22 protein-coding genes and 1 pseudogene are annotated in these 17,442 nt (G+C 42.0%); all 23 read right to left on the reverse strand.

Annotated features, from left to right (window positions below; translation table 11 throughout):
* Positions 1 to 422: hypothetical protein (locus LKK83_RS05270; protein ID WP_324629873.1), on the reverse strand; the 422-nt coding region annotated here is incomplete at its 3' end.
* 78 nt (positions 423 to 500) lie between these two features.
* A complete protein-coding gene (locus tag LKK83_RS05275; RefSeq protein WP_324629874.1) occupies positions 501 to 1,190 on the reverse strand; it encodes a class I SAM-dependent methyltransferase in 690 nt (229 codons plus the stop codon).
* A complete protein-coding gene (locus tag LKK83_RS05280) occupies positions 1,190 to 1,630 on the reverse strand; it encodes an NUDIX hydrolase (RefSeq protein WP_324629875.1) in 441 nt (146 codons plus the stop codon). Before LKK83_RS05280 ends, LKK83_RS05275 begins: the two co-directional genes overlap by 1 nt.
* A complete protein-coding gene (locus LKK83_RS05285; protein WP_324629877.1) occupies positions 1,608 to 2,273 on the reverse strand; it encodes a class I SAM-dependent methyltransferase in 666 nt (221 codons plus the stop codon). Before LKK83_RS05285 ends, LKK83_RS05280 begins: the two co-directional genes overlap by 23 nt.
* A gap of 23 nt (positions 2,274 to 2,296) precedes the next feature.
* Complete coding sequence (locus LKK83_RS05290; RefSeq protein WP_324629878.1) at positions 2,297 to 3,361, reverse strand: radical SAM/SPASM domain-containing protein; 1,065 nt, start codon at positions 3,359 to 3,361, stop codon at positions 2,297 to 2,299.
* 9 nt (positions 3,362 to 3,370) lie between these two features.
* On the reverse strand, positions 3,371 to 3,772 hold the full coding sequence (locus LKK83_RS05295) for an LIC12192 family sporadic carbohydrate cluster protein (RefSeq protein WP_324629879.1): 402 nt from the start codon (positions 3,770 to 3,772) through the stop codon (positions 3,371 to 3,373).
* A complete protein-coding gene (locus LKK83_RS05300; protein ID WP_324629880.1) occupies positions 3,769 to 4,560 on the reverse strand; it encodes a sporadic carbohydrate cluster 2OG-Fe(II) oxygenase in 792 nt (263 codons plus the stop codon). Before LKK83_RS05300 ends, LKK83_RS05295 begins: the two co-directional genes overlap by 4 nt.
* Before the next feature lie 3 nt (positions 4,561 to 4,563).
* Positions 4,564 to 5,496: a transketolase family protein gene (locus LKK83_RS05305; protein WP_324629882.1), complete on the reverse strand. Its 933-nt coding sequence runs from the start codon at positions 5,494 to 5,496 to the stop codon at positions 4,564 to 4,566.
* A 16-nt stretch (positions 5,497 to 5,512) separates the two neighbouring features.
* Positions 5,513 to 6,310: a transketolase gene (locus LKK83_RS05310; RefSeq protein WP_324629884.1), complete on the reverse strand. Its 798-nt coding sequence runs from the start codon at positions 6,308 to 6,310 to the stop codon at positions 5,513 to 5,515.
* Positions 6,311 to 6,312: 2 nt separating this feature from the next.
* The gene (locus LKK83_RS05315) at positions 6,313 to 7,941 is read right to left on the reverse strand and encodes a phosphotransferase (RefSeq protein ID WP_324629885.1); all 1,629 of its coding nucleotides are present in this window, start codon (positions 7,939 to 7,941) and stop codon (positions 6,313 to 6,315) included.
* A 17-nt stretch (positions 7,942 to 7,958) separates the two neighbouring features.
* The gene (locus LKK83_RS05320; protein WP_324629886.1) at positions 7,959 to 8,951 is read right to left on the reverse strand and encodes an NAD-dependent epimerase/dehydratase family protein; all 993 of its coding nucleotides are present in this window, start codon (positions 8,949 to 8,951) and stop codon (positions 7,959 to 7,961) included.
* Between the two features lie 30 nt (positions 8,952 to 8,981).
* A complete protein-coding gene (locus LKK83_RS05325; RefSeq protein WP_324629887.1) occupies positions 8,982 to 9,959 on the reverse strand; it encodes an SDR family oxidoreductase in 978 nt (325 codons plus the stop codon).
* Positions 9,960 to 9,973: 14 nt separating this feature from the next.
* Positions 9,974 to 10,561, reverse strand: coding sequence for an SIS domain-containing protein (locus LKK83_RS05330; protein ID WP_324629888.1), 588 nt, complete (start codon positions 10,559 to 10,561; stop codon positions 9,974 to 9,976).
* A 142-nt stretch (positions 10,562 to 10,703) separates the two neighbouring features.
* Positions 10,704 to 11,300 (reverse strand): D-glycero-alpha-D-manno-heptose-1,7-bisphosphate 7-phosphatase, encoded by a 597-nt coding sequence (locus tag LKK83_RS05335; RefSeq protein ID WP_324629889.1) that lies wholly within the window; start codon positions 11,298 to 11,300, stop codon positions 10,704 to 10,706.
* Positions 11,300 to 13,114, reverse strand: a complete 1,815-nt coding sequence (locus LKK83_RS05340) for an ABC transporter ATP-binding protein (protein ID WP_324629890.1) — start codon at positions 13,112 to 13,114, stop codon at positions 11,300 to 11,302. The genes LKK83_RS05335 and LKK83_RS05340 overlap by 1 nt, the downstream gene beginning before the upstream one ends.
* A gap of 564 nt (positions 13,115 to 13,678) precedes the next feature.
* A complete protein-coding gene (locus tag LKK83_RS31950) occupies positions 13,679 to 13,948 on the reverse strand; it encodes a DUF29 family protein (RefSeq protein WP_442957283.1) in 270 nt (89 codons plus the stop codon).
* A complete protein-coding gene (locus LKK83_RS05345; RefSeq protein WP_324629891.1) occupies positions 13,923 to 14,123 on the reverse strand; it encodes a DUF29 domain-containing protein in 201 nt (66 codons plus the stop codon). The genes LKK83_RS31950 and LKK83_RS05345 overlap by 26 nt, the downstream gene beginning before the upstream one ends.
* A 163-nt stretch (positions 14,124 to 14,286) precedes the next feature.
* The gene (locus LKK83_RS05350) at positions 14,287 to 14,640 is read right to left on the reverse strand and encodes a four helix bundle protein (RefSeq protein WP_324629892.1); all 354 of its coding nucleotides are present in this window, start codon (positions 14,638 to 14,640) and stop codon (positions 14,287 to 14,289) included.
* Between the two features lie 20 nt (positions 14,641 to 14,660).
* Positions 14,661 to 14,900, reverse strand: coding sequence for a hypothetical protein (locus LKK83_RS05355; protein WP_324629893.1), 240 nt, complete (start codon positions 14,898 to 14,900; stop codon positions 14,661 to 14,663).
* A 74-nt stretch (positions 14,901 to 14,974) separates the two neighbouring features.
* Positions 14,975 to 15,193: a hypothetical protein gene (locus LKK83_RS05360; protein WP_324629894.1), complete on the reverse strand. Its 219-nt coding sequence runs from the start codon at positions 15,191 to 15,193 to the stop codon at positions 14,975 to 14,977.
* Positions 15,190 to 15,630 (reverse strand): PIN domain protein, encoded by a 441-nt coding sequence (locus LKK83_RS05365; RefSeq protein ID WP_324629895.1) that lies wholly within the window; start codon positions 15,628 to 15,630, stop codon positions 15,190 to 15,192. Before LKK83_RS05365 ends, LKK83_RS05360 begins: the two co-directional genes overlap by 4 nt.
* A gap of 163 nt (positions 15,631 to 15,793) precedes the next feature.
* Positions 15,794 to 16,255, reverse strand: a complete 462-nt coding sequence (locus tag LKK83_RS05370) for a DUF29 domain-containing protein (protein ID WP_324629896.1) — start codon at positions 16,253 to 16,255, stop codon at positions 15,794 to 15,796.
* A 43-nt stretch (positions 16,256 to 16,298) separates the two neighbouring features.
* A pseudogene (locus tag LKK83_RS05375) lies at positions 16,299 to 17,363 on the reverse strand (DegT/DnrJ/EryC1/StrS family aminotransferase); the annotation flags it as partial.
* Positions 17,364 to 17,442 lie beyond the last annotated feature (79 nt).

A 17,442-nucleotide genomic window follows, 5' to 3' on the forward strand; every position in this document is an offset into this window, starting at 1 on the left:
TTCTTAGCTAGGTATTTTTGAGTATCCATGTAAGTTTGCATCATTTTTTGCAGACCTACACTATCTCCGAGCAGCCAGTAGGAGGAGTATGCGGTTAACCGCCATTCTAAAATAGACTCTGGACTCAGTTCTAAATATGGTAAGAAATACTCTAAGAACTTTTTCGCAGACCGATCGGGATTTGAGTCATAGGCAAATCGCGGCTGGAGCAAACGTAATATCTGTTTATAAGCCCATTGCGATTGGGGAAAGCTAGAAATTACTTGTTCAAAAAAAGTAATTAGCAGATATGTACTCAAAGGATTGGATACTATTTTTGTGAGGATTTTTTTCGCTATAGAGAAAAGCTTCCTCTTGACAACCTTTATACCCCCTTGCCTAATTTGGGCAATTTGACGCTCGAAAAATTGATAATAATTCATAGTTCTGTTTGGCAAAAAAAACAGTTTATTTTACTAAAAATTTTATATTGTCTCTGTTACCGTAAAAAAATTTGGCGTCTAGCGCTTATTCCCGACTGCTAAAATGAATAAATAATGGCACATAGGAGCAAAGCCAGTATGCAGAACTTCATCATTCATACCAAACAAAAAGGTATGTTCAAAATACTGACTCAGCAGCTTTTTCAAGTCATTTCCTGATTTGCAGTTGATATGACCTTCTTTGCTGGCTGGAGAAGCATAAACTTGAGATTCTAGGGAGGGACAGCCACATATGAAAACTCCACCAGGCTTTAAAGATGAGGAAATATTCTTCAGGTAATTTTGTTCCTGTTCTGGAGGGATATGTTCAATAACATCAAGAGAAAAGGCAGCATCGAATAAATCCCCTTCAATCGTATAAGGGCCAGACAAAATATCATGGACGGCTAAATTAACTGGCCAATCTGGTTCTTTATGTTTAACCGCTTCTTCAATAAATACCGGATCGAAATCTATTGCATGAAGCTCTTCAACTTCTGGATGAAGCAAACGGCTGGCGAAAGCATCGCCGCAACCAACCTCTAAAACACGAGAATAACCAGTTAACATCTTGGCTACAAACTTATGACGAGCCAACGTAAATCCTAATAACTTTGGATCTTGCCGCCACATAACGCTGGGACGGCAAGTCATAGTAACAGATCCTTGTTGTTCGAGCATTTCCACCATGAACTGATACTGTTTTTCTTTCGTCTTATAATCACTCATTATTTATTTTTATGAATAGTAATACCTGCTAGAAATGCTGAAATTTTAGAAACATTTTCAGAAACCAGTGGAGTTAGCACCAACCTCTTGAGACTTTCAAGGGAATACCAGCCCATTGCCTGTCCTTCCATAAGTACAAGATCGCCCACTTGACAATACACCGTAAAAATGTGGTTTAGAGCCGGATCTTCCCCTTGCCACTCCCACTGAAATAGCTCGCTTTCAATGGAGCCTGGTAAACATCCCAGTTCTTCAATCAGTTCCCGTTTGAGGGCATCTTCCAAGCTTTCCCCTGACTCTACGAGTCCGCCAAATAACGTCCAAGTATTGGGGAAAGGCAAACCAGGAGTGTTATCGCGTTGTTGGATCAGAAGGCAGCCATCATCTCTATAAATAATAGCTTTGACCGCATGAGCCTCACTCGAAGAAGATGAACTCATAATCCCCCCGATAGCCAAAATGTCGATATAGCCAAATCCACTCTGACAGGTCAAAAAAAGATTCCGCTGTCAACGCCCAACACTGAAGATTGAACATCTCCCGATCGTTCCGATAACTTTCCAGCATCACATAGCCCTGTCGCCCAACGCGATCGATTTCCCCTAGGGCTGACTTTAACTCAAACAGCCGTAAATTATGGAGCGTCCCCAAAGAGATAACTAAATCAAACTCATTATCCCCAAATGGATAGGGCGTCTGAGCTTGTTGCTGAAACAAAAACGGACGTATCTCTTCCTTGGCATTTTCTAGTGCGTATTCAGAACTATCAAACCCGCAGATCATCAAATCGGGCTGCAATTGCAATAACTCATAGAGTAAATAGCCCTTACCACAGCCCACATCCAATATCTGCGAACCTGGACCCAACTGATAGGTTTCAATCAAAGCCTCTGCAACAGGTTTCCATCGTCCTGGAATATAGCGATAGCCCCCATAACCATAACGGCGATCGCCATCCCAATATTCAGCACTATACTGTTTCGCTACCTGCATACAGTGAACTTTATCATCCACCATACGCGCTAGATAATCGCGCTGAGTCGCTTGGTGTAGAGGGGTGACAAAATTTCTAAGCTTTCCCATAGTGGAACGACCTCTCAATTCACTCAAACAAAATAGCTATGCTCTTGGTCTAGCGACAAATATTCATAAATCGCTAAATTTTTAGCATGGCTTACACAATGGTGTTGACAATGACTCGCAGGATTAAAGGTATTCAAAAAATGCTGATTTTCTTGAGAAAACCAAAAGTCTTTGAAACTTCTCTCTGCAATTGACCCCATCCTACCTGATTCAGTATAGGCTTTATCTTGACAGGTATAAACATTCTCATCAGCACCAATCACTGTCAAAAAACGTAGAAATGGACATTGTTCATAGGACTTCTCAAAACGCTCTGGTAAATCGTGATAGTGATTCAGTATGGTAAATTGTTCATCGATCAATGGCTGGCTTAAAGCGATTTGACGAGCAACTTCTTGTTTAATAGATTGGTGATAGGCGTTGTTTCCTTTCACATCATTACTCACCACTGCCCCTGAAAGTTTAACATGGCTAACACCACAGGTTTTCAAGAGTTGGCAAACTTCAGCAATGTGCTGATGGTTTTCTTGGGTGACAATAAAGCTTACGCCCAATACACAGGTCGTTTCTCGACGGGTGAACGCTCTGATATTATCCAGGAGCAGAGAAAACTCATGGGGACGCGCACCTCGACTGTTGACGTAACTGTCATCATCCCACGCATCTAGGGAAATGCGAATCCAAGTGCCATGTTTAGCAAAAGCATCAGCCATACGACCTTTCAAATGAGTTCCATTACTTAATGCGGCTACCCGGATTCCCCCATTGGCGAGAATATCAATAACTTCCGGTAGAGGAGGATAAAGTAAGGGTTCTCCACCTCCAGAAAAGGTTACTGCCTTGACTCCAAGCTCGACAAACTCATGGGCCAAAGCCAGCATTTTTTCTTTGGGGATACTGTCTTTTTCCTCCATTTCAGCCCCTAAAGAGAGGTCGTCAGTACGATATGCACAAAACCAGCATTTATGGTTACAGAGATTTGTAGGTTTGACCCGAATATGGACAGGTGCTAATACTGTGCCATCAGTAAAGGATTTGAGGTGCTTATCGAATTGGAAAAATTTGAGTGGACTGTAATAAGTAGTCATAGGACTTATTTACGGAGAATACAGATAACAAAAAGGGAGAGTTTGTCGCACTTGCCAGAGAGACTCAATCCGATCGCACTCTTGACGATTTCCCATCTGCAATCCTTCTACCGCAAAGTAAAATCGCTTATTGAGTTGGAGAATTGTGTCATAAATTCTCTGACGCATCTGGGGTGCTTCAGGCAGTTGAAATACACTGTAGGCAACAACTCCATCTAGATCGGGCAATTCATTAAGAACTTGCTCTAGCATTAGATGGCATCCCGTCATCGCGTATTCAGTGGCACTCAGGAGATAATGCAGGTTATGGCGATCGCAATAATCTCGAATCACCAAGTTCTGGACGTGCTGTGGCACACGCTCTCCCATAAAAGGACGACTAAAAATATATCCTCGAACTTTCGGCATCATAACTGAGGTAAATGATATCTCATCCCTGCTTGAGAAGCAGCCCGCAAGGTGATCGGCTCAAAAAATTCCCCAATTTTTTTGTCGCCATAAGGAGTAAACGCCCCCTTAAATCGACAGTTCATTGACCAGCGAGTTTCCGTTTCAGTGTTAACTCGATTGCCATGAGGCAATGCTTGGTTAAAAATCAAAACTTCACCATAGTTTACTTTGAGCCATTTAACTTGATGGGCGATCGCTTGATAAAGTTCCTCACTACTATTACCCGCTTGCTGTCCAAAGGTCTGATGAAGTTGGGCTGTTGGTTCTGGAGGCAGCAAATACATCGCTTTAGAACCATAACAATCCACTAAAGGCAGCCAAGCTACTACTTCAAAAGGGGAGTCTCCCGACCAAGTATCCGCATGAACAGGGAGCAATGAGCTATCATCTCCTGGTAACTGAATACTCAGGTTCACCCGCAATTGCATGGCTAATTCATTGCCCACGAGGGTTTCTATATAAGGCCGTGCTACCCGAAAATACATCGATCGAAAATTCTCAATGCGATTAATCCCGCGAATGATCTTGAGGCGGAAAGTATTAAGGTCAGCAATGGAAACTCGTTCGTGAATAGTATTTAATAAAATTTCTGGTTCATCTGGAAAAACCGAACCCAACGCCTCCTGAATTAAATCCATGAACTGTTCTCGAATCCAAGCCAAAGCAGACCAATCTGCCACAGGACGAGTAATATACCCCTGTTGCTGGTATTCTGTCGAAAGTTGCTGTTCTGATTCTGTCAAAAACATAATCTAAGACTGACGAAGTTGTTGAACCATCGCAGCACAAAGGGAATCCACCGTAATATCCCAATGAGCGAGTAAAGAATTTTGACTACCATACTGCTCTGCAAAGCGATCGGGAATTCCAATCCGACGAATTTTAGCCGCTTGCTCTGGCATAGTATCATTACAAAACTCTAGCACTGCACTCCCTAACCCTCCAATTCGCGTATGCTCTTCTACTGTCACCACACCTTGAACTTTGGGCAACCATTGACTCAGGGTTGCTCTGTCAAGAGGTTTAATTGTGTGGATGTGCAGAACCCCACAAGCCATTCCTGAGTCTTCACTGATTTTTTGGGCGGCTTGTAAGCCGAGTTGGGTCATGGCACCCGTTGTGATGAATAAACCTTCGCCTGGTTCGCGCAGCAGGATAGCCTGACCTATTTCAAAGCCATGCTCTGGCTTACTGACAATTGCTTCATTTCCCTTAGCCAAACGAATATAGATCGGATGAGGCCAGTCAATAGTCTGAGGCATCAAGCGATTCATTTCATCAGCATCACAGGGGGCAATAATAGTCATATTGGGCAAAGTTCGTAAAATGCCCATATCTTCCACAGCTAAGTGGGTAGGACCTAAAGGGGCATATACCACACCACCGCCATTAGCAATCAGTCGTACTGGCAAGTTTTGAAGGCATAAGTCTAAAGCCACCTGTTCGTAACAACGACGGGTTAAAAAGGTGGCAATAGTATTCACAAAAGGAATAAAACCTTCCATTGCTAATCCGGCAGCCATGCCGATAATATGTTGCTCGCTGACCCCTTCCATGAAAAAGCGATCGGGGATTTCTTGTTTCATGGCATCTAGAGTTCCAGGTCCCAAGTCAGAGCCAATAAATACGACTCGCTCATCTACTTGAGCCAACTTATAAACGTAATCTAAAGCATCTTTACGCATTACAATTTAATCTCAGTTACCGTAAACAATCGTACATGGCAGAAATCTCTTCATCTTGGAGACGAGATTTATGATGCCATTTCGCTTGACCTTCTGCAAAAGGAAACCCTTTCCCTTTAATCGTATGGCAAATAATAGCAGTGGGTTTTTGATGATTCAGAGGTAGGCGTTGCATCAATTGTTCCAGTGCTTGCACGTTATGACCATCAATTTCTTCCACTGCAAACCCAAAACTACGCCATTTATCGCTAAGGGGTTCTAAATCTAAAACTTCTCGTGTTGGTCCGTAGGATTGTAGTTTGTTGTAATCGACAAAAACCGTTAAGTTGGACAGCTCATGCTTTGCGGCTGACATAGCCGATTCCCAAATAGAACCTTCGTTAATTTCTCCATCGCCTGTGATAACCACCACACGATGAGATTGCTTGCGAATTTTAGCCGCAAGAGCCATTCCGACTCCCATCGGTAAACCATGTCCTAAAGCACCTGTGGAAGCTTCTATACCTGGAAGTTTGCCTTTTTCGGGGTGGCCGCCTAAACGGGAGGTGGGCTGACAAAAGGTGATTAATTCTTCTTGGGGAAAGAAGCCTTTGTCTGCTAGTACGGCATACAACGCTAAACAACCATGACCTTTACTCAGGATTAGGCGATCGCGATCGTTCCAGGAGGGATCTGTGGGGCGATAGTTAAGAAATGAGTCATAGAGCGTGCGGAGTATTTCAACCATTGACATTGAGGAGCCAAGGTGGCCACGTCCTCCGCCTACTAGAGCATCAACAATTAATTTTCTTAGATATTTTGAGCGATCGTCCATTTTTAAGAAGGCATCTCCTGAATCATTGTTAACAATTTTTTCGCTTTATTTAGCTGTCTCTGTTGAAGTTTAGCGATGTCTTGGACACCTTTAGACTCTGATGAATAACCTTGAGCATGAAGCCTATGCTGAAGCTTATCTGTACGGAATTCATTGAGCAAAATTAAGCACCACCGCAAACCATACAATGGTAAATAGGCATCTAACCTTTCCTGAAAATCATCATCATCAATAAAGAGATTTTTTGCAAAGTCTAGCCATTCATTTTTAACGTTTTGAGATAGATTCATCGCCGGATGCCAGTATAAATCTGACACTAATTTAACCGGATCGTCCCAACCAAAATACTCAAAGTCCAAAAAGATAAATTGCTTTTCTTGAATTTTTATTGCATTATGACTGCCAAAATCGGCAGGACTAAGAATTTGTAGTGGTTGGGGTAATGGTTCTTCAAAAAAATGTTTACTTTTAACTTTTGTTGATAAAGGTTGGAAGTAAGGATCGAAATGCTCAGTTAAAAAAGTTTGTAGTCTGTTCGAGTCAACAACTGCTAATTTTTTCCTTCGAGCTTCGATCTGGCGAATTAGTTCGCGTCCCGAAATGCAGGCTTCTGACGCTTGACTAAATACGTGACTCAAGTTTTCTACGTTTGAGCGGCTATCTTTGAATAAGCGGCGGACAAAATCAAATACATTTTTCAAAAATACTCGATCTACTTGCTCTATAATTTGACCATCAATCCAACTATAAATTCCCCAGCCCAAACGATTATCGACAATAATACATTCAGGAACAGGGTATTGTTGGCTAAATAACTTTTGATAAGCTAGTGATTCTGTTTCTAAGCGTGGACGGGGGTCTCGTTGGCGATCGGGGTATATCTTGAGTATGTATTTTTTGCGATCGCTCAGTAATTTATAAATTTTACTATTCCCTTGCCCTTTTTGAATCAAAGCTTGTTGTACATTTAGATCGGGAAATTTATGTTGAGATAATTGAACTATATCTTTGTCTGTCCAAGAATTATATAAATAGTTCGTTATTTGTCGCCAAGATTGAAATTCATTTATGGATTGCTCTGTCAATGAGCGAGCAGATGGATTAAACCATAGCTTTTGGATATTAGGAAAACCTGAATCTGTTAAAACTATTGGTAAGTCATCGATAAAATGAGTGCATTGAAGCGACTTTATTCGATCAATTTTATCTTTTCTAGTAGATTCAAAAAATATATTGCTCTCGGTTATAGACCATTTATCGCACCCCAATATTTCTTGTTTTTGTAGCCACTTCAAGGCTTGTTTTCTCAGGGAAAATTTTTCTTCGTCAAAATGACCAAATTCTGATTTGTGACTGACAATGAATAGATTAACTCCGCGCAGCTTACTCAAGCATAAAAATTCATAGAATCCATGAAATATATCAGCTTTAAGCATATATTTTCCATAGACTTTACCTTGTAACTTTTGCCAAGTTAAATCGCCAGCTTCTTGTGTTAAGAGATGTTGTTTAACATTATTTTTAGATGAATATTTTTCATCTGCAATCAGACCTAATTCAGTCGCAACTTTTGGAAATAGGCGATCGTAGCAAGCTATTGTATTATCAAAGTCAATTCCTATCCGAAACATAATTCATTAAGTAAGCTTTACTTTAGCTTTAAATTTTGCATACGTTTGATATTAAAATATCGCTCATCTGTCAGGGAATTGGGAAGCAACCCCGCCTCAAAAGCCTGCTTCATATCTTCAGCAGCCTCACGGATTGTGTGCTTGGGGACAAAGCCCAGCTTCTCAGCAATTTTCTTAGAAGAGATATGATAAGAACGATTATCATTTGTGGGTGTAGTAACTAACTTGACATCTTCACCCATCACTTCCTGCACTGTTTCAGCTAACTTTAGCACGGATTGATTTTCATAACCCGCATTAAAAATTTCTCCGGCAATTTTTTCCTTTGGTGCCTTTAATAAAACCAAATAGCTTTCCACCATATCCTCAATATGGATATTAGGACGTAGCTGGGAGCCTCCAAACACACTAATTTCTCGTTTATGAAAAGCTAGATTAGACAGAATATTCACCACCACATCTAACCGTTGGCGAGGAGAATAACCGCATACCGTTGCAGGACGAATCGTGACCGTGGTAAATTCTGGTGATTGATATTGAGCCAAGATTTTCTCACAATCAGCTTTAAATCTAGAGTAATCTGTCAATGGCTCTAGAGACATTTCTTCATGGACATCCGGTTCTTCTTTTATCCCGTAAACTGATGATGATGAAGCATAAATAAATCGTTTTACTCCAGCTTGCTTGCTAATTTCAACTAAAGGCTCAAATGCGTCTAAATTAATGGATTTACCCAAGTCTGGGTTGAGTTCAAAACTGGGATCGTTAGAAATACAGGCAAGATGAATCACCGCATCATGGCCTGGTATTGTCTCTTGCAAAAGACTTCGATCGCGAATATCTCCCTTAATTGTTTTCAGTTGAGGATCGGAGGGTAAGACTTCTTCCCCATAAATCATCAAATCTAAAACCGTAACCCGATAACCTTCTTCTAGCAAACGTGGGACTAACCTAGAGCCAACATATCCAGCCCCACCAGTAATATAGATTTGTTCGATATCGTCTGTCATTGTTTACACCTCCTAATTTTTCCACGACTCCTATGATAAGTATTTAAACCAATCTTTGGTTGCTGTTGCAATATTTTCTGGCGTCCATACGGGAGCATTTCGCCAATAGTCAATATTCTCTATAATTTTAGCGACTCCCTCTTCAATGGCAACTTTAGGCGACCAGCCTAATTCCTTACCAATTTTAGTGATATCGGCAAAGGTACAGTCTGGTTCTCCTGGGCGTTTGGGAATGTAAGTTTTTTCACCACCTAGAAGCTCGACTAAACGATTTACCGAAACCGTTTGTCCGCTACCGACATTATATATTTCACCAACCCGATCGCTCTTAGCTGCCGCTAACATTGCTGCTGCCACATCGGTTACATAGGTAAAATCTCTAGTTTGCTTACCATCTCCCACAATTGTAAAGGGTCTATCGTTTAATTTTTGAGCCAAAAATACGCCAAATACTGCCCCATAGGTGCCTGAAGTTCGAGAACGAGTGCCATAAACATTAAAAAAGCGTAAAGATAGCGCGGGAAGTTTATACACTTGAGCCCAGTGCATCGTTAAGTCTTCACCTAATCGCTTGGTTAAAGCATAGGGATACTGAGGTCGAATTGGGGAGGTTTCTGGTGTCGGATAGGTATCAGGGATGCCATAACAAGACGAAGAAGCAGCGTAGATAAACCGCTTAACTCCAGAGGCAACACTTGCTTGCAAGACATTAAATGTTCCATCAACATTAGAGCGAAAATAAGCTTCTGGCTTTTGAATACTCGGAACAATATCTGCTAAAGCCGCTAAGTGAAAAACCCAATCAATATTTTTAAACTGTTCAATCCAAGAACCGGGATTAGAAATATCGCATTCTACTAACTCTATTTTGCCTTTGACATGAGCCAAATTTTCAGGACGACCCGTACTGAAGTCATCTAAAACAATAATTTCATGGTTTAGAGCTAATAGAGCATCAACAACGTGACTGCCAATAAACCCGGATCCTCCTGTTACAAGCGATCGCATTCCCTTCTCCTTCTTTACTTAACAGCCATTGGCTTAACTTCTTTCGCGGTTTCTTCACATAACCACTGCATACAGATATGACCGACAATTAACTGTAAGTCTTCAGCAATTTGCATATCATCTACTGGAAAATGAAGTGGCACTTGAGCCAACTCTTTACATATTCCTCCAGAATAACCTAAAATAGCAAAGGTTTTCATGCCAATTTCATTACTCACTTTCAAAGCTTGCACAATATTGGGTGAATTGCCACTGCCCGATAAAGCAATCAATATATCACCAGGACTTGCTTTGACTCTTAGCTGTTGAGCATAAATTTCATCATAGCCTAAATCATTCCCCAAACAAGTTAAAACCGCAGGATTCGCACTTAAGGCTTCTGCACGGATTCCCCCACCTACTTTCATTCCTGCCCCATAAATCAAGTCATTCGCCAAATGAATGGCATTTCCCGCACTTCCTCCATTTCCACATAAATATACATTTTTTTTGTTCTTCCAGGCGGACAATAAAGCCAAGCCCAACTGCTCAATGAGTTTCATTGTATCCAGTTCTAAGGCTTGCTGTAGTTTTGTCGCATAGCTTCGGATATGGCTTTCCATTGTTCCACTGTTCTATAAGTTCACTTAATATAAAGGTTTAACAAACCGGCCAGGTTAATATCGCTGACACAATCAGAGACTTTGTTTTCAGCTAACGTAACATATAAAAAAAATTATGCAATCTTTTCCAATTCATCGATTCTCAACTAACTAAATTAGAGCAAAGATTCAGATAAAGCTGAACCTGAGATAGGGTGGTGACAATGGCTGTGGGAACAACTGCACAATTAGATAAGGGTTCTTGTGCATAAAGGAGATTACATCTCACTCCTGCTGCTTGACCGGCCTCAATGTCCCGGTGGCGATCGCCTACGAGTATAGAACTGCTAAGATCCAAGTTAAAATCTTCCTTAGCAGCTAGAATCATCCCTGGTTTTGGTTTGCGCAAGCTTGACTCTCGCCGGTACTGGCCTACCCCAGCAGTGGGATGATAAGGACAAAAATAAACCCGTGCGATCGGGCATCCCCGATCTCGAAACACTTCTCCCATCCAATCCATTAGATGATGAAAAGTCTCCTCCGTATAATACCCCCGGCCAATACCGGACTGGTTAGTCACGACAAAGATTAAATAGCCGAGGGAGTGGGCATGACGGCACAAATCGAAAATACCATCTACAAAGGAAATTCGATCGGGACGAGAAACATAGTCACGATCGAGATTAATTACCCCATCGCGGTCTAGAAATAGTGCTCGCTTGCCTTCCATCGCTTTGGCTGCTTTAAACATAGTTAACATCAGTTTGTTCTTGCCGGAACCACTTGAGCCATCTTTTGAAATTCCTGATTGCTCTGACAGAGTTCATCATAAGTACCTGCATCTACAATTTTTCCCTGATTCATAAAATAGAGGCGATCGCAGTTTTTCACGGTACTCAAACGGTGAGCAATCATAATCAGAGTTTTTTCTCCACTCAACTTCTCCACTGCTTCCATCACCCCAGCCTCAGTTTGATTATCCAAAGCTGCCGTTGCCTCATCCATCACCAAAACCTCTGGATTATGATACAACGCTCTGGCAATCCCCACCCGCTGCCGTTGCCCCCCTGACAGCCGCACCCCTCGTTCACCCACTAAAGTATCCAAACCTTGAGGCCAGCTTTTAACTAACTCAGTCAATTGGGCTGACTCAATCGCAGACTCAATCCAATCTTCATTAATCTCATCTGCGGGAATCCCAAAGGCAATATTATTTCTCAGGGTATCATCGCACAAATAAATGCTTTGAGGAATATAACCGATCGACCTCTGCCAAGCGGATAAATCATCATAAATATCCCGACCATCGACTAAAACTTGCCCCTCAGTGGGTGGCAATAGCCCCAGAATCACATCCACAATAGTGGTTTTACCAGCACCCGAAGACCCGACAAAGCCCACTGATGTTCCTCTGGGAATTGTCAGAGAAATGCCTCGAAGTGAAGCATCACTAGCACCTGGGTACTGATAGAACACATTCCGTAAGGCGATCGCCGTTTCCCAAACTGGGTTGGTGTTAGTTAGTTTGCTGTAATTCGCTACTTTGGGATGTTCTAGCAGCGGTTTTAGTTCTTTAAAATCGTGGTAAATTACATGAACCGAATAAGAACTAAAACGTATAGTTGTTACTGAATTCAAAATTCTATTAATCGAGGGCATTAACCGAAAAGCTGCTGCCGCGAATAAAGAGAGCGTAGGAAGTACAGCACTTAATTCTCGACCCTGAGCCAAAACTGACACAAAAATCAGCATTAATGCAACTACAGCTATAGTCTCAATAAAAAATCTAGGTAGCTGATTAACAATTTGAAAATATTGTAAAGTACGATTGGCGGCAATATTGTGAGTGTTATAAGCCTCCAAGAACAATTTCTCCCGTCCTAAAATTTTTGTTTCTTTGACTCCTGCCAAACCTTGATTAATCATCTGAATCACCTGACCTTGGTGATATTGCCTAGCCTTGCCGAGCTGACTTAATTTAATGCGAACCAGGCGATAGAAACTAACCGTTGCTACAGTAAGGACTCCAGCTGCCATCAAAAAAGTCACTGGTTCGATAAGTAATAACAATAAAGCAATGGCAGTGAGGATTGTAATTTCCGTAAGAGCCAAGATGCCAGTGCTTAAAATACTACCAACCATAAATGCTTCAGAATTGATCTTCTGAATTAATTCAGCGCTATTGCGCTGTAAGTGAAATGTATATGGGCTGTAGAGGTAGGCGTGAAAGAGTCGAGCGCATAATTCGACTTGCTTATTACAAATAAAACGGCACTGTAAATAAGTTAGTCCCGTTAAATAAGCATTTTTAATTAAATAAATCCCGATCAATCCTAAACCAGCCCAGATTAAGAACTGACGAGTTGAGGGTTCCCCAACTGCCTGATAAACCGATCGCAACAGTCCCGCTTCTTGAACTCGTTGCGGATTTTCCAGCAGAGAAATAAAGGGAAGCACTAAGCCCACTCCCAAAGTCTCAAAGCCAGCCCCAATCAAAATCAGAATAAAAAGCCCTGCGATTTGCCACCGCTCTCTAGTTGTGAATAAATACAGTAACTTTTTGAAGAATTTCATCGATTAGTCTGACTTTTGGTTATCTGCCTAAAATTATTACACGAAGAACAAGTGGGTCGATCGCGCTAATGTACCTTGTCTCGTAAAAGGACAGTGATTTTCTGGAAAAGTTCCTGGTTAGCGGAAATTTCCGATAGAGCAGACACGGCAATGCCGTTTCCCTACAGGGAAGGCGATCGCCACCAAACCTGCAATGCTCTAACTCCTTCAGTTGGTTGGTTGATGGTGAATATAACAATTCTCATACGAAGCATACACTTTGACTGGATTCCCGCCTACGCGGGAATGACAGCAAGGAAGGATTTCACAATTTTAATCATCCAAGTTTAGTAATCCAAGCATAGAAGTAGCGATTGATTAACCGTTGGTACGGGCAATGGCTGTTAATCCCTATTTGGAGGGAGCGGACACGGCAATGCCGTTTCCCTACAGGGAAGGCGATCGCCTCTATTGTTTTATACCTAGGGCGATCGAGTAAGCTTGCGGGAGGCGATCGCCCTTGGGTTAAGATGGGCGATCGCTTACCATACGAAGAGTAAACAGATGATTGGCATGACCATGACTTTAATCTGTGGGATTGTCATTGGGAAACCAATCTTCATCTAAAGCTTGCCAGAGGTTAATCCGAGCATCTGGGGGCAGTGAAAACAACTTAGAAACGGATTTTATGGAGATCGGATGGGCTTTCTCATAGAAAGTTTCCAGTTGCGGACGCAGGCTAGGACTATCTTCAAGGCGATTGTAAATTTGAGCACGAAAATTGACGATTTCCGCAGCCCAATGATTGCCGGATCTTGGTTTTTCCGCATCAAGAGTACGATAATTTGAGTAAATGTTCCAGAAGACGGGTTAAAAGACTCATCAGGGCACGTTTGTCATTTTTCCCCATGCTTTCTAATTCTTCAATTAAGTTCTCCCAATCTATGCGATCGAAGTTACGAGATTGAATTTGCTGGATTGTATCTTGGATCCAGTGGTTATAGTCAGTGTCATAGAGAGATGATGTCATAATCAGGTTTCCTTGTGGTTGACCATAATGAGGAAAGAGGAAAAAGGCAAGAGTCATTTGAGAGAATTATTTCAAATAACGAATAACGAATAACGAATGATAGGCGATCGCTTGAGAAAAGTGAAAAGTGAAAAGTGAAAAGTGAAAAGTAGATAAAAATGGTTTAATGGGGTTGTTTGGAGGTTTTGACAGTTGAAACTAGCATGGCGATGAGTTCTTGACAGTCAGGTTGTATGCTTTGAAACATTTTTTCGTTTATATAGCCCGGATCTTTCAGTAAGGAGAGCCAATACGCTGTTTCGTTAGCCTCCTTGAGGGAGATGCTCATTTTGCTGATAAAGTCAGCTTTGCTTTGTGCAAATTCGGACTCGCGAATTAATGCTCCTATCGCCGTGCCGCTTCTTAGAAGTTGTTTGCTCAAAATAAATTCCTTTTTATGGTTTTGCAGGTATTGGGATAAACGAACAATCCTAATTGCAAAAGCATAGCTTTTATCTTTTAGTGGACTCTCCTTCATAACTTTTCACTTTTAACTTTTCACTGGGGAGAAACTCCAGATTCATCAATAGTTATGGGTTCCTCTTCACAACTGCCCCAAGTTCTCTCAAAAAATCCTGGTGGCCATCCTTGGTGTCTGGCTGTTTTCTCTTCCTTTGCAGTCATAGTAGGCTGAAACACCACTAAGACTTCTAATTCGGTGTTCTTTACTTCCGCTGGCATCTGCACTCTTAAAATGCCATCTTCTGCGATTGTAGTTTTTAACTGAATATTTTGCATTGTACGGTTTTAGTAATCTCATGGGTCATGGGTCATTGGTCAGCCTGACCTTTTCACTTTTCACTTTTCACTTTTCACTGCCCTTGATGGGAATTATTCAACTGGTGAGCCAAAGCATCTGCTGCATCAGCTAATTCCTTCAGACTAATTTTCGGCAAACCCTCTTGCCGCCATTGGGTGTAATCAAAGCGATCGCGTGTCATCACTAGGATAAAGCGCTCTGCTTCCACAAGTCCCAGGGTACTAATCAAGGCTTGCATTCCTTCAAGACGAATTTCTGAATCAGTTTTCATACCATTTCTCCACAAAAGAAGAATGCTTCTCCAGGCAACATTCCTGAAATATTGTTGAGCGATCGCATTTTTTTCAGCAAGCGGTCATCTGTTGAAACAAATAAATTAGCTTGGCCATAAATTGCTGATGCCAAGTGCAAAGCATCATAGTTACCCATCCCAATCTTAATGAAATTTGAAGCCATCTCCCTAACCTGCTCATCAGCCAAGATAATTTTCCCTGCTATAGTTCGCCACTGCATTATGGCAATTTGGCGCTCTGGAAATGGGTTTTTAGAACACTCGAAGTCGAGTATTGACGACCAAACTAATGTGCATTCCCCGTCCCGAATTTTCCTTTGCAGAATCAGCTTTGCTTCCGTTTCCAGACGAATTCTGTTTTGGTTTTGATCGTCATAAGGACGATTAAAACAGCACATATCAAGATAAATACGCATCTAATCAGAAATTATGCAATTTAATTTTTTACCTTCTCTAAACATAAGGTTTGTCAAGAGTTTTTCTGACAATTTTCTCCTCTCCACCTTCCCAGGATTTCAACATTCAACATTTTGATTTACCCAAGTTATTCTAATGGATAAACTCGCCCATAGTCTCCAATTATGGAAACCAATTTTCATCTAAAACTTGTTCTAGAGTAACCGCCAGTGTTTCTGGAAAGCAACTTAAAGGAAGTTGCGACTTATCGCTGACAATCTCTCTGGCATCTTGATAGCATTCCCCGTGAATTTCCTGCAAATAATTCTTGAGACTAGGGCTATCTGCCAATTCATCTTGAATTTGCTTGCGAAAATTCCTAATTTCACCTTGCCAATGAAATTGATTTCTCTCGACCTCAGATTCCCAGTAGGTTAATTTCAGTAAATGTTCCCACAAATTCCTTAATAAACTTTTCAGGCTCTTTTTTTGCCGCCGACTCAAGTCAGATACCTCTTCAATTAAGTTCTGCCAGTCAACAGAATCAAAGTCGCGCTTCTCCAATTGTTTAACGGTTTCCAACACCCAAAGATTATAATCAGTGTCATATAAGGTTGAGCAGACTTGTTCTAATGGTGTTGCCATCCTGTAAACCTCCTGATTTAAGGCTTCAAATTTTATCGTTGAATTACCCAATAACTCCACTCACCACATTAACAACCACTGCCATGTTTTCTGATGCCATTTCAGGCCAAATTGGTAAACTCAACACCTCAGTCCCCAACAAATCGCTCACTGGCATTTTCGGATACTGTCCCTGATAAACAGGCAACTGGTCTTGCGGCACAGGATAATAAATCATCGATCCAATCCCCTGCTCACCCAAATACTCCTTCACCTTCTCGCGTTTCCCCTCCAACACCCGAATCGTGTACTGGTGAAACACATGACCATCCGCCAACTCTGGAGTAATTATCCCCGTCACATCCGCCAATAACTCATTGTAAGTTTTAGCCACTCTGCGTCTACCCTCATTCCACTGTTCCAGATAAGGCAACTTCACCCGCAAAATCGCCGCTTGCAACGTATCCAAGCGAGAATTATACCCCAAAACTTCATTGTGATACTTCTTCTTCGCCCCATGCACCCGCAACATCCGCGCTACTTCTGCCACTTGGTCATCATTGGTGACAACCATACCCCCATCCCCATAAGCGCCTAAGTTTTTGGACGGGAAGAAGGAATAAGCGCCCACATCTCCAATAGTCCCCGTAAATTTCCCCCGCAGTGACTCCCGCGTGGTTTCCTGACAATGACCATCACAAGAGGAACAAGTTCCCCAATATCTTGCCCCAAAAGATTGAGCGCAGTCTTCGATCGTCTTTAAACCATGCTCTTGGGCAATGTCCATAATTTGCGCCATTGCTGCGGGTTGCCCATAGAGGTGAACGGGCATAATGGCCTTAGTGCGAGGGGTAATTTTAGCTTTAATCTCCTTGGGGTCAATATTGAAACTTCTGGGGTCAATATCCGCAAAAACAGGCTTTGCCCCCACATTGCTAATCGATTCAGCCGTGGCGAAAAAAGAAAAGGGAGTGGTAATCACCTCATCCCCTGACCCAATTCCTGCTGCTCTCAAACCAATCACGAGAGCATCCGTGCCAGAATTAACCCCGATCGCGTGTTTGACGTTCAAATACTCTGCAATTTCTTGCTCGAACAGCTTAACATCTGGCCCCATAATAAAGCGACCAGATTGTGACGTACTCCCGACGCCGACCGCTTAGGCGGTACGGCGCGGGCTTCTGGGCCGAGACCTTTGAGATCTGGGT

This window comes from Phormidium sp. CCY1219 (assembly GCF_035615515.1).
Classification (GTDB): domain Bacteria; phylum Cyanobacteriota; class Cyanobacteriia; order Cyanobacteriales; family Laspinemataceae; genus CCY1219.

Coding starts and splice junctions, on each gene's coding strand:
- LKK83_RS05295 (WP_324629879.1), bottom strand. CDS start 3,772: ATGATGCCGAAAGTTCGAGGATATATTTTTAGTCGTCCTTTTATGGGA.
- LKK83_RS05315 (WP_324629885.1), bottom strand. CDS start 7,941: ATGTTTCGGATAGGAATTGACTTTGATAATACAATAGCTTGCTACGAT.
- LKK83_RS05340 (WP_324629890.1), bottom strand. CDS start 13,114: ATGAAATTCTTCAAAAAGTTACTGTATTTATTCACAACTAGAGAGCGG.
- LKK83_RS05305 (WP_324629882.1), bottom strand. CDS start 5,496: ATGCGTAAAGATGCTTTAGATTACGTTTATAAGTTGGCTCAAGTAGAT.
- LKK83_RS05345 (WP_324629891.1), bottom strand. CDS start 14,123: ATGACATCATCTCTCTATGACACTGACTATAACCACTGGATCCAAGAT.
- LKK83_RS05355 (WP_324629893.1), bottom strand. CDS start 14,900: ATGCAAAATATTCAGTTAAAAACTACAATCGCAGAAGATGGCATTTTA.
- LKK83_RS05330 (WP_324629888.1), bottom strand. CDS start 10,561: ATGGAAAGCCATATCCGAAGCTATGCGACAAAACTACAGCAAGCCTTA.
- LKK83_RS05325 (WP_324629887.1), bottom strand. CDS start 9,959: ATGCGATCGCTTGTAACAGGAGGATCCGGGTTTATTGGCAGTCACGTT.
- LKK83_RS05360 (WP_324629894.1), bottom strand. CDS start 15,193: ATGAAAACTGATTCAGAAATTCGTCTTGAAGGAATGCAAGCCTTGATT.
- LKK83_RS05300 (WP_324629880.1), bottom strand. CDS start 4,560: ATGTTTTTGACAGAATCAGAACAGCAACTTTCGACAGAATACCAGCAA.
- LKK83_RS05310 (WP_324629884.1), bottom strand. CDS start 6,310: ATGGACGATCGCTCAAAATATCTAAGAAAATTAATTGTTGATGCTCTA.
- LKK83_RS05335 (WP_324629889.1), bottom strand. CDS start 11,300: ATGTTAACTATGTTTAAAGCAGCCAAAGCGATGGAAGGCAAGCGAGCA.
- LKK83_RS05275 (WP_324629874.1), bottom strand. CDS start 1,190: ATGAGTGATTATAAGACGAAAGAAAAACAGTATCAGTTCATGGTGGAA.
- LKK83_RS05350 (WP_324629892.1), bottom strand. CDS start 14,640: ATGAAGGAGAGTCCACTAAAAGATAAAAGCTATGCTTTTGCAATTAGG.
- LKK83_RS05320 (WP_324629886.1), bottom strand. CDS start 8,951: ATGACAGACGATATCGAACAAATCTATATTACTGGTGGGGCTGGATAT.
- LKK83_RS05290 (WP_324629878.1), bottom strand. CDS start 3,361: ATGACTACTTATTACAGTCCACTCAAATTTTTCCAATTCGATAAGCAC.
- LKK83_RS05370 (WP_324629896.1), bottom strand. CDS start 16,255: ATGGCAACACCATTAGAACAAGTCTGCTCAACCTTATATGACACTGAT.
- LKK83_RS05365 (WP_324629895.1), bottom strand. CDS start 15,630: ATGCGTATTTATCTTGATATGTGCTGTTTTAATCGTCCTTATGACGAT.
- LKK83_RS05285 (WP_324629877.1), bottom strand. CDS start 2,273: ATGGGAAAGCTTAGAAATTTTGTCACCCCTCTACACCAAGCGACTCAG.
- LKK83_RS05280 (WP_324629875.1), bottom strand. CDS start 1,630: ATGAGTTCATCTTCTTCGAGTGAGGCTCATGCGGTCAAAGCTATTATT.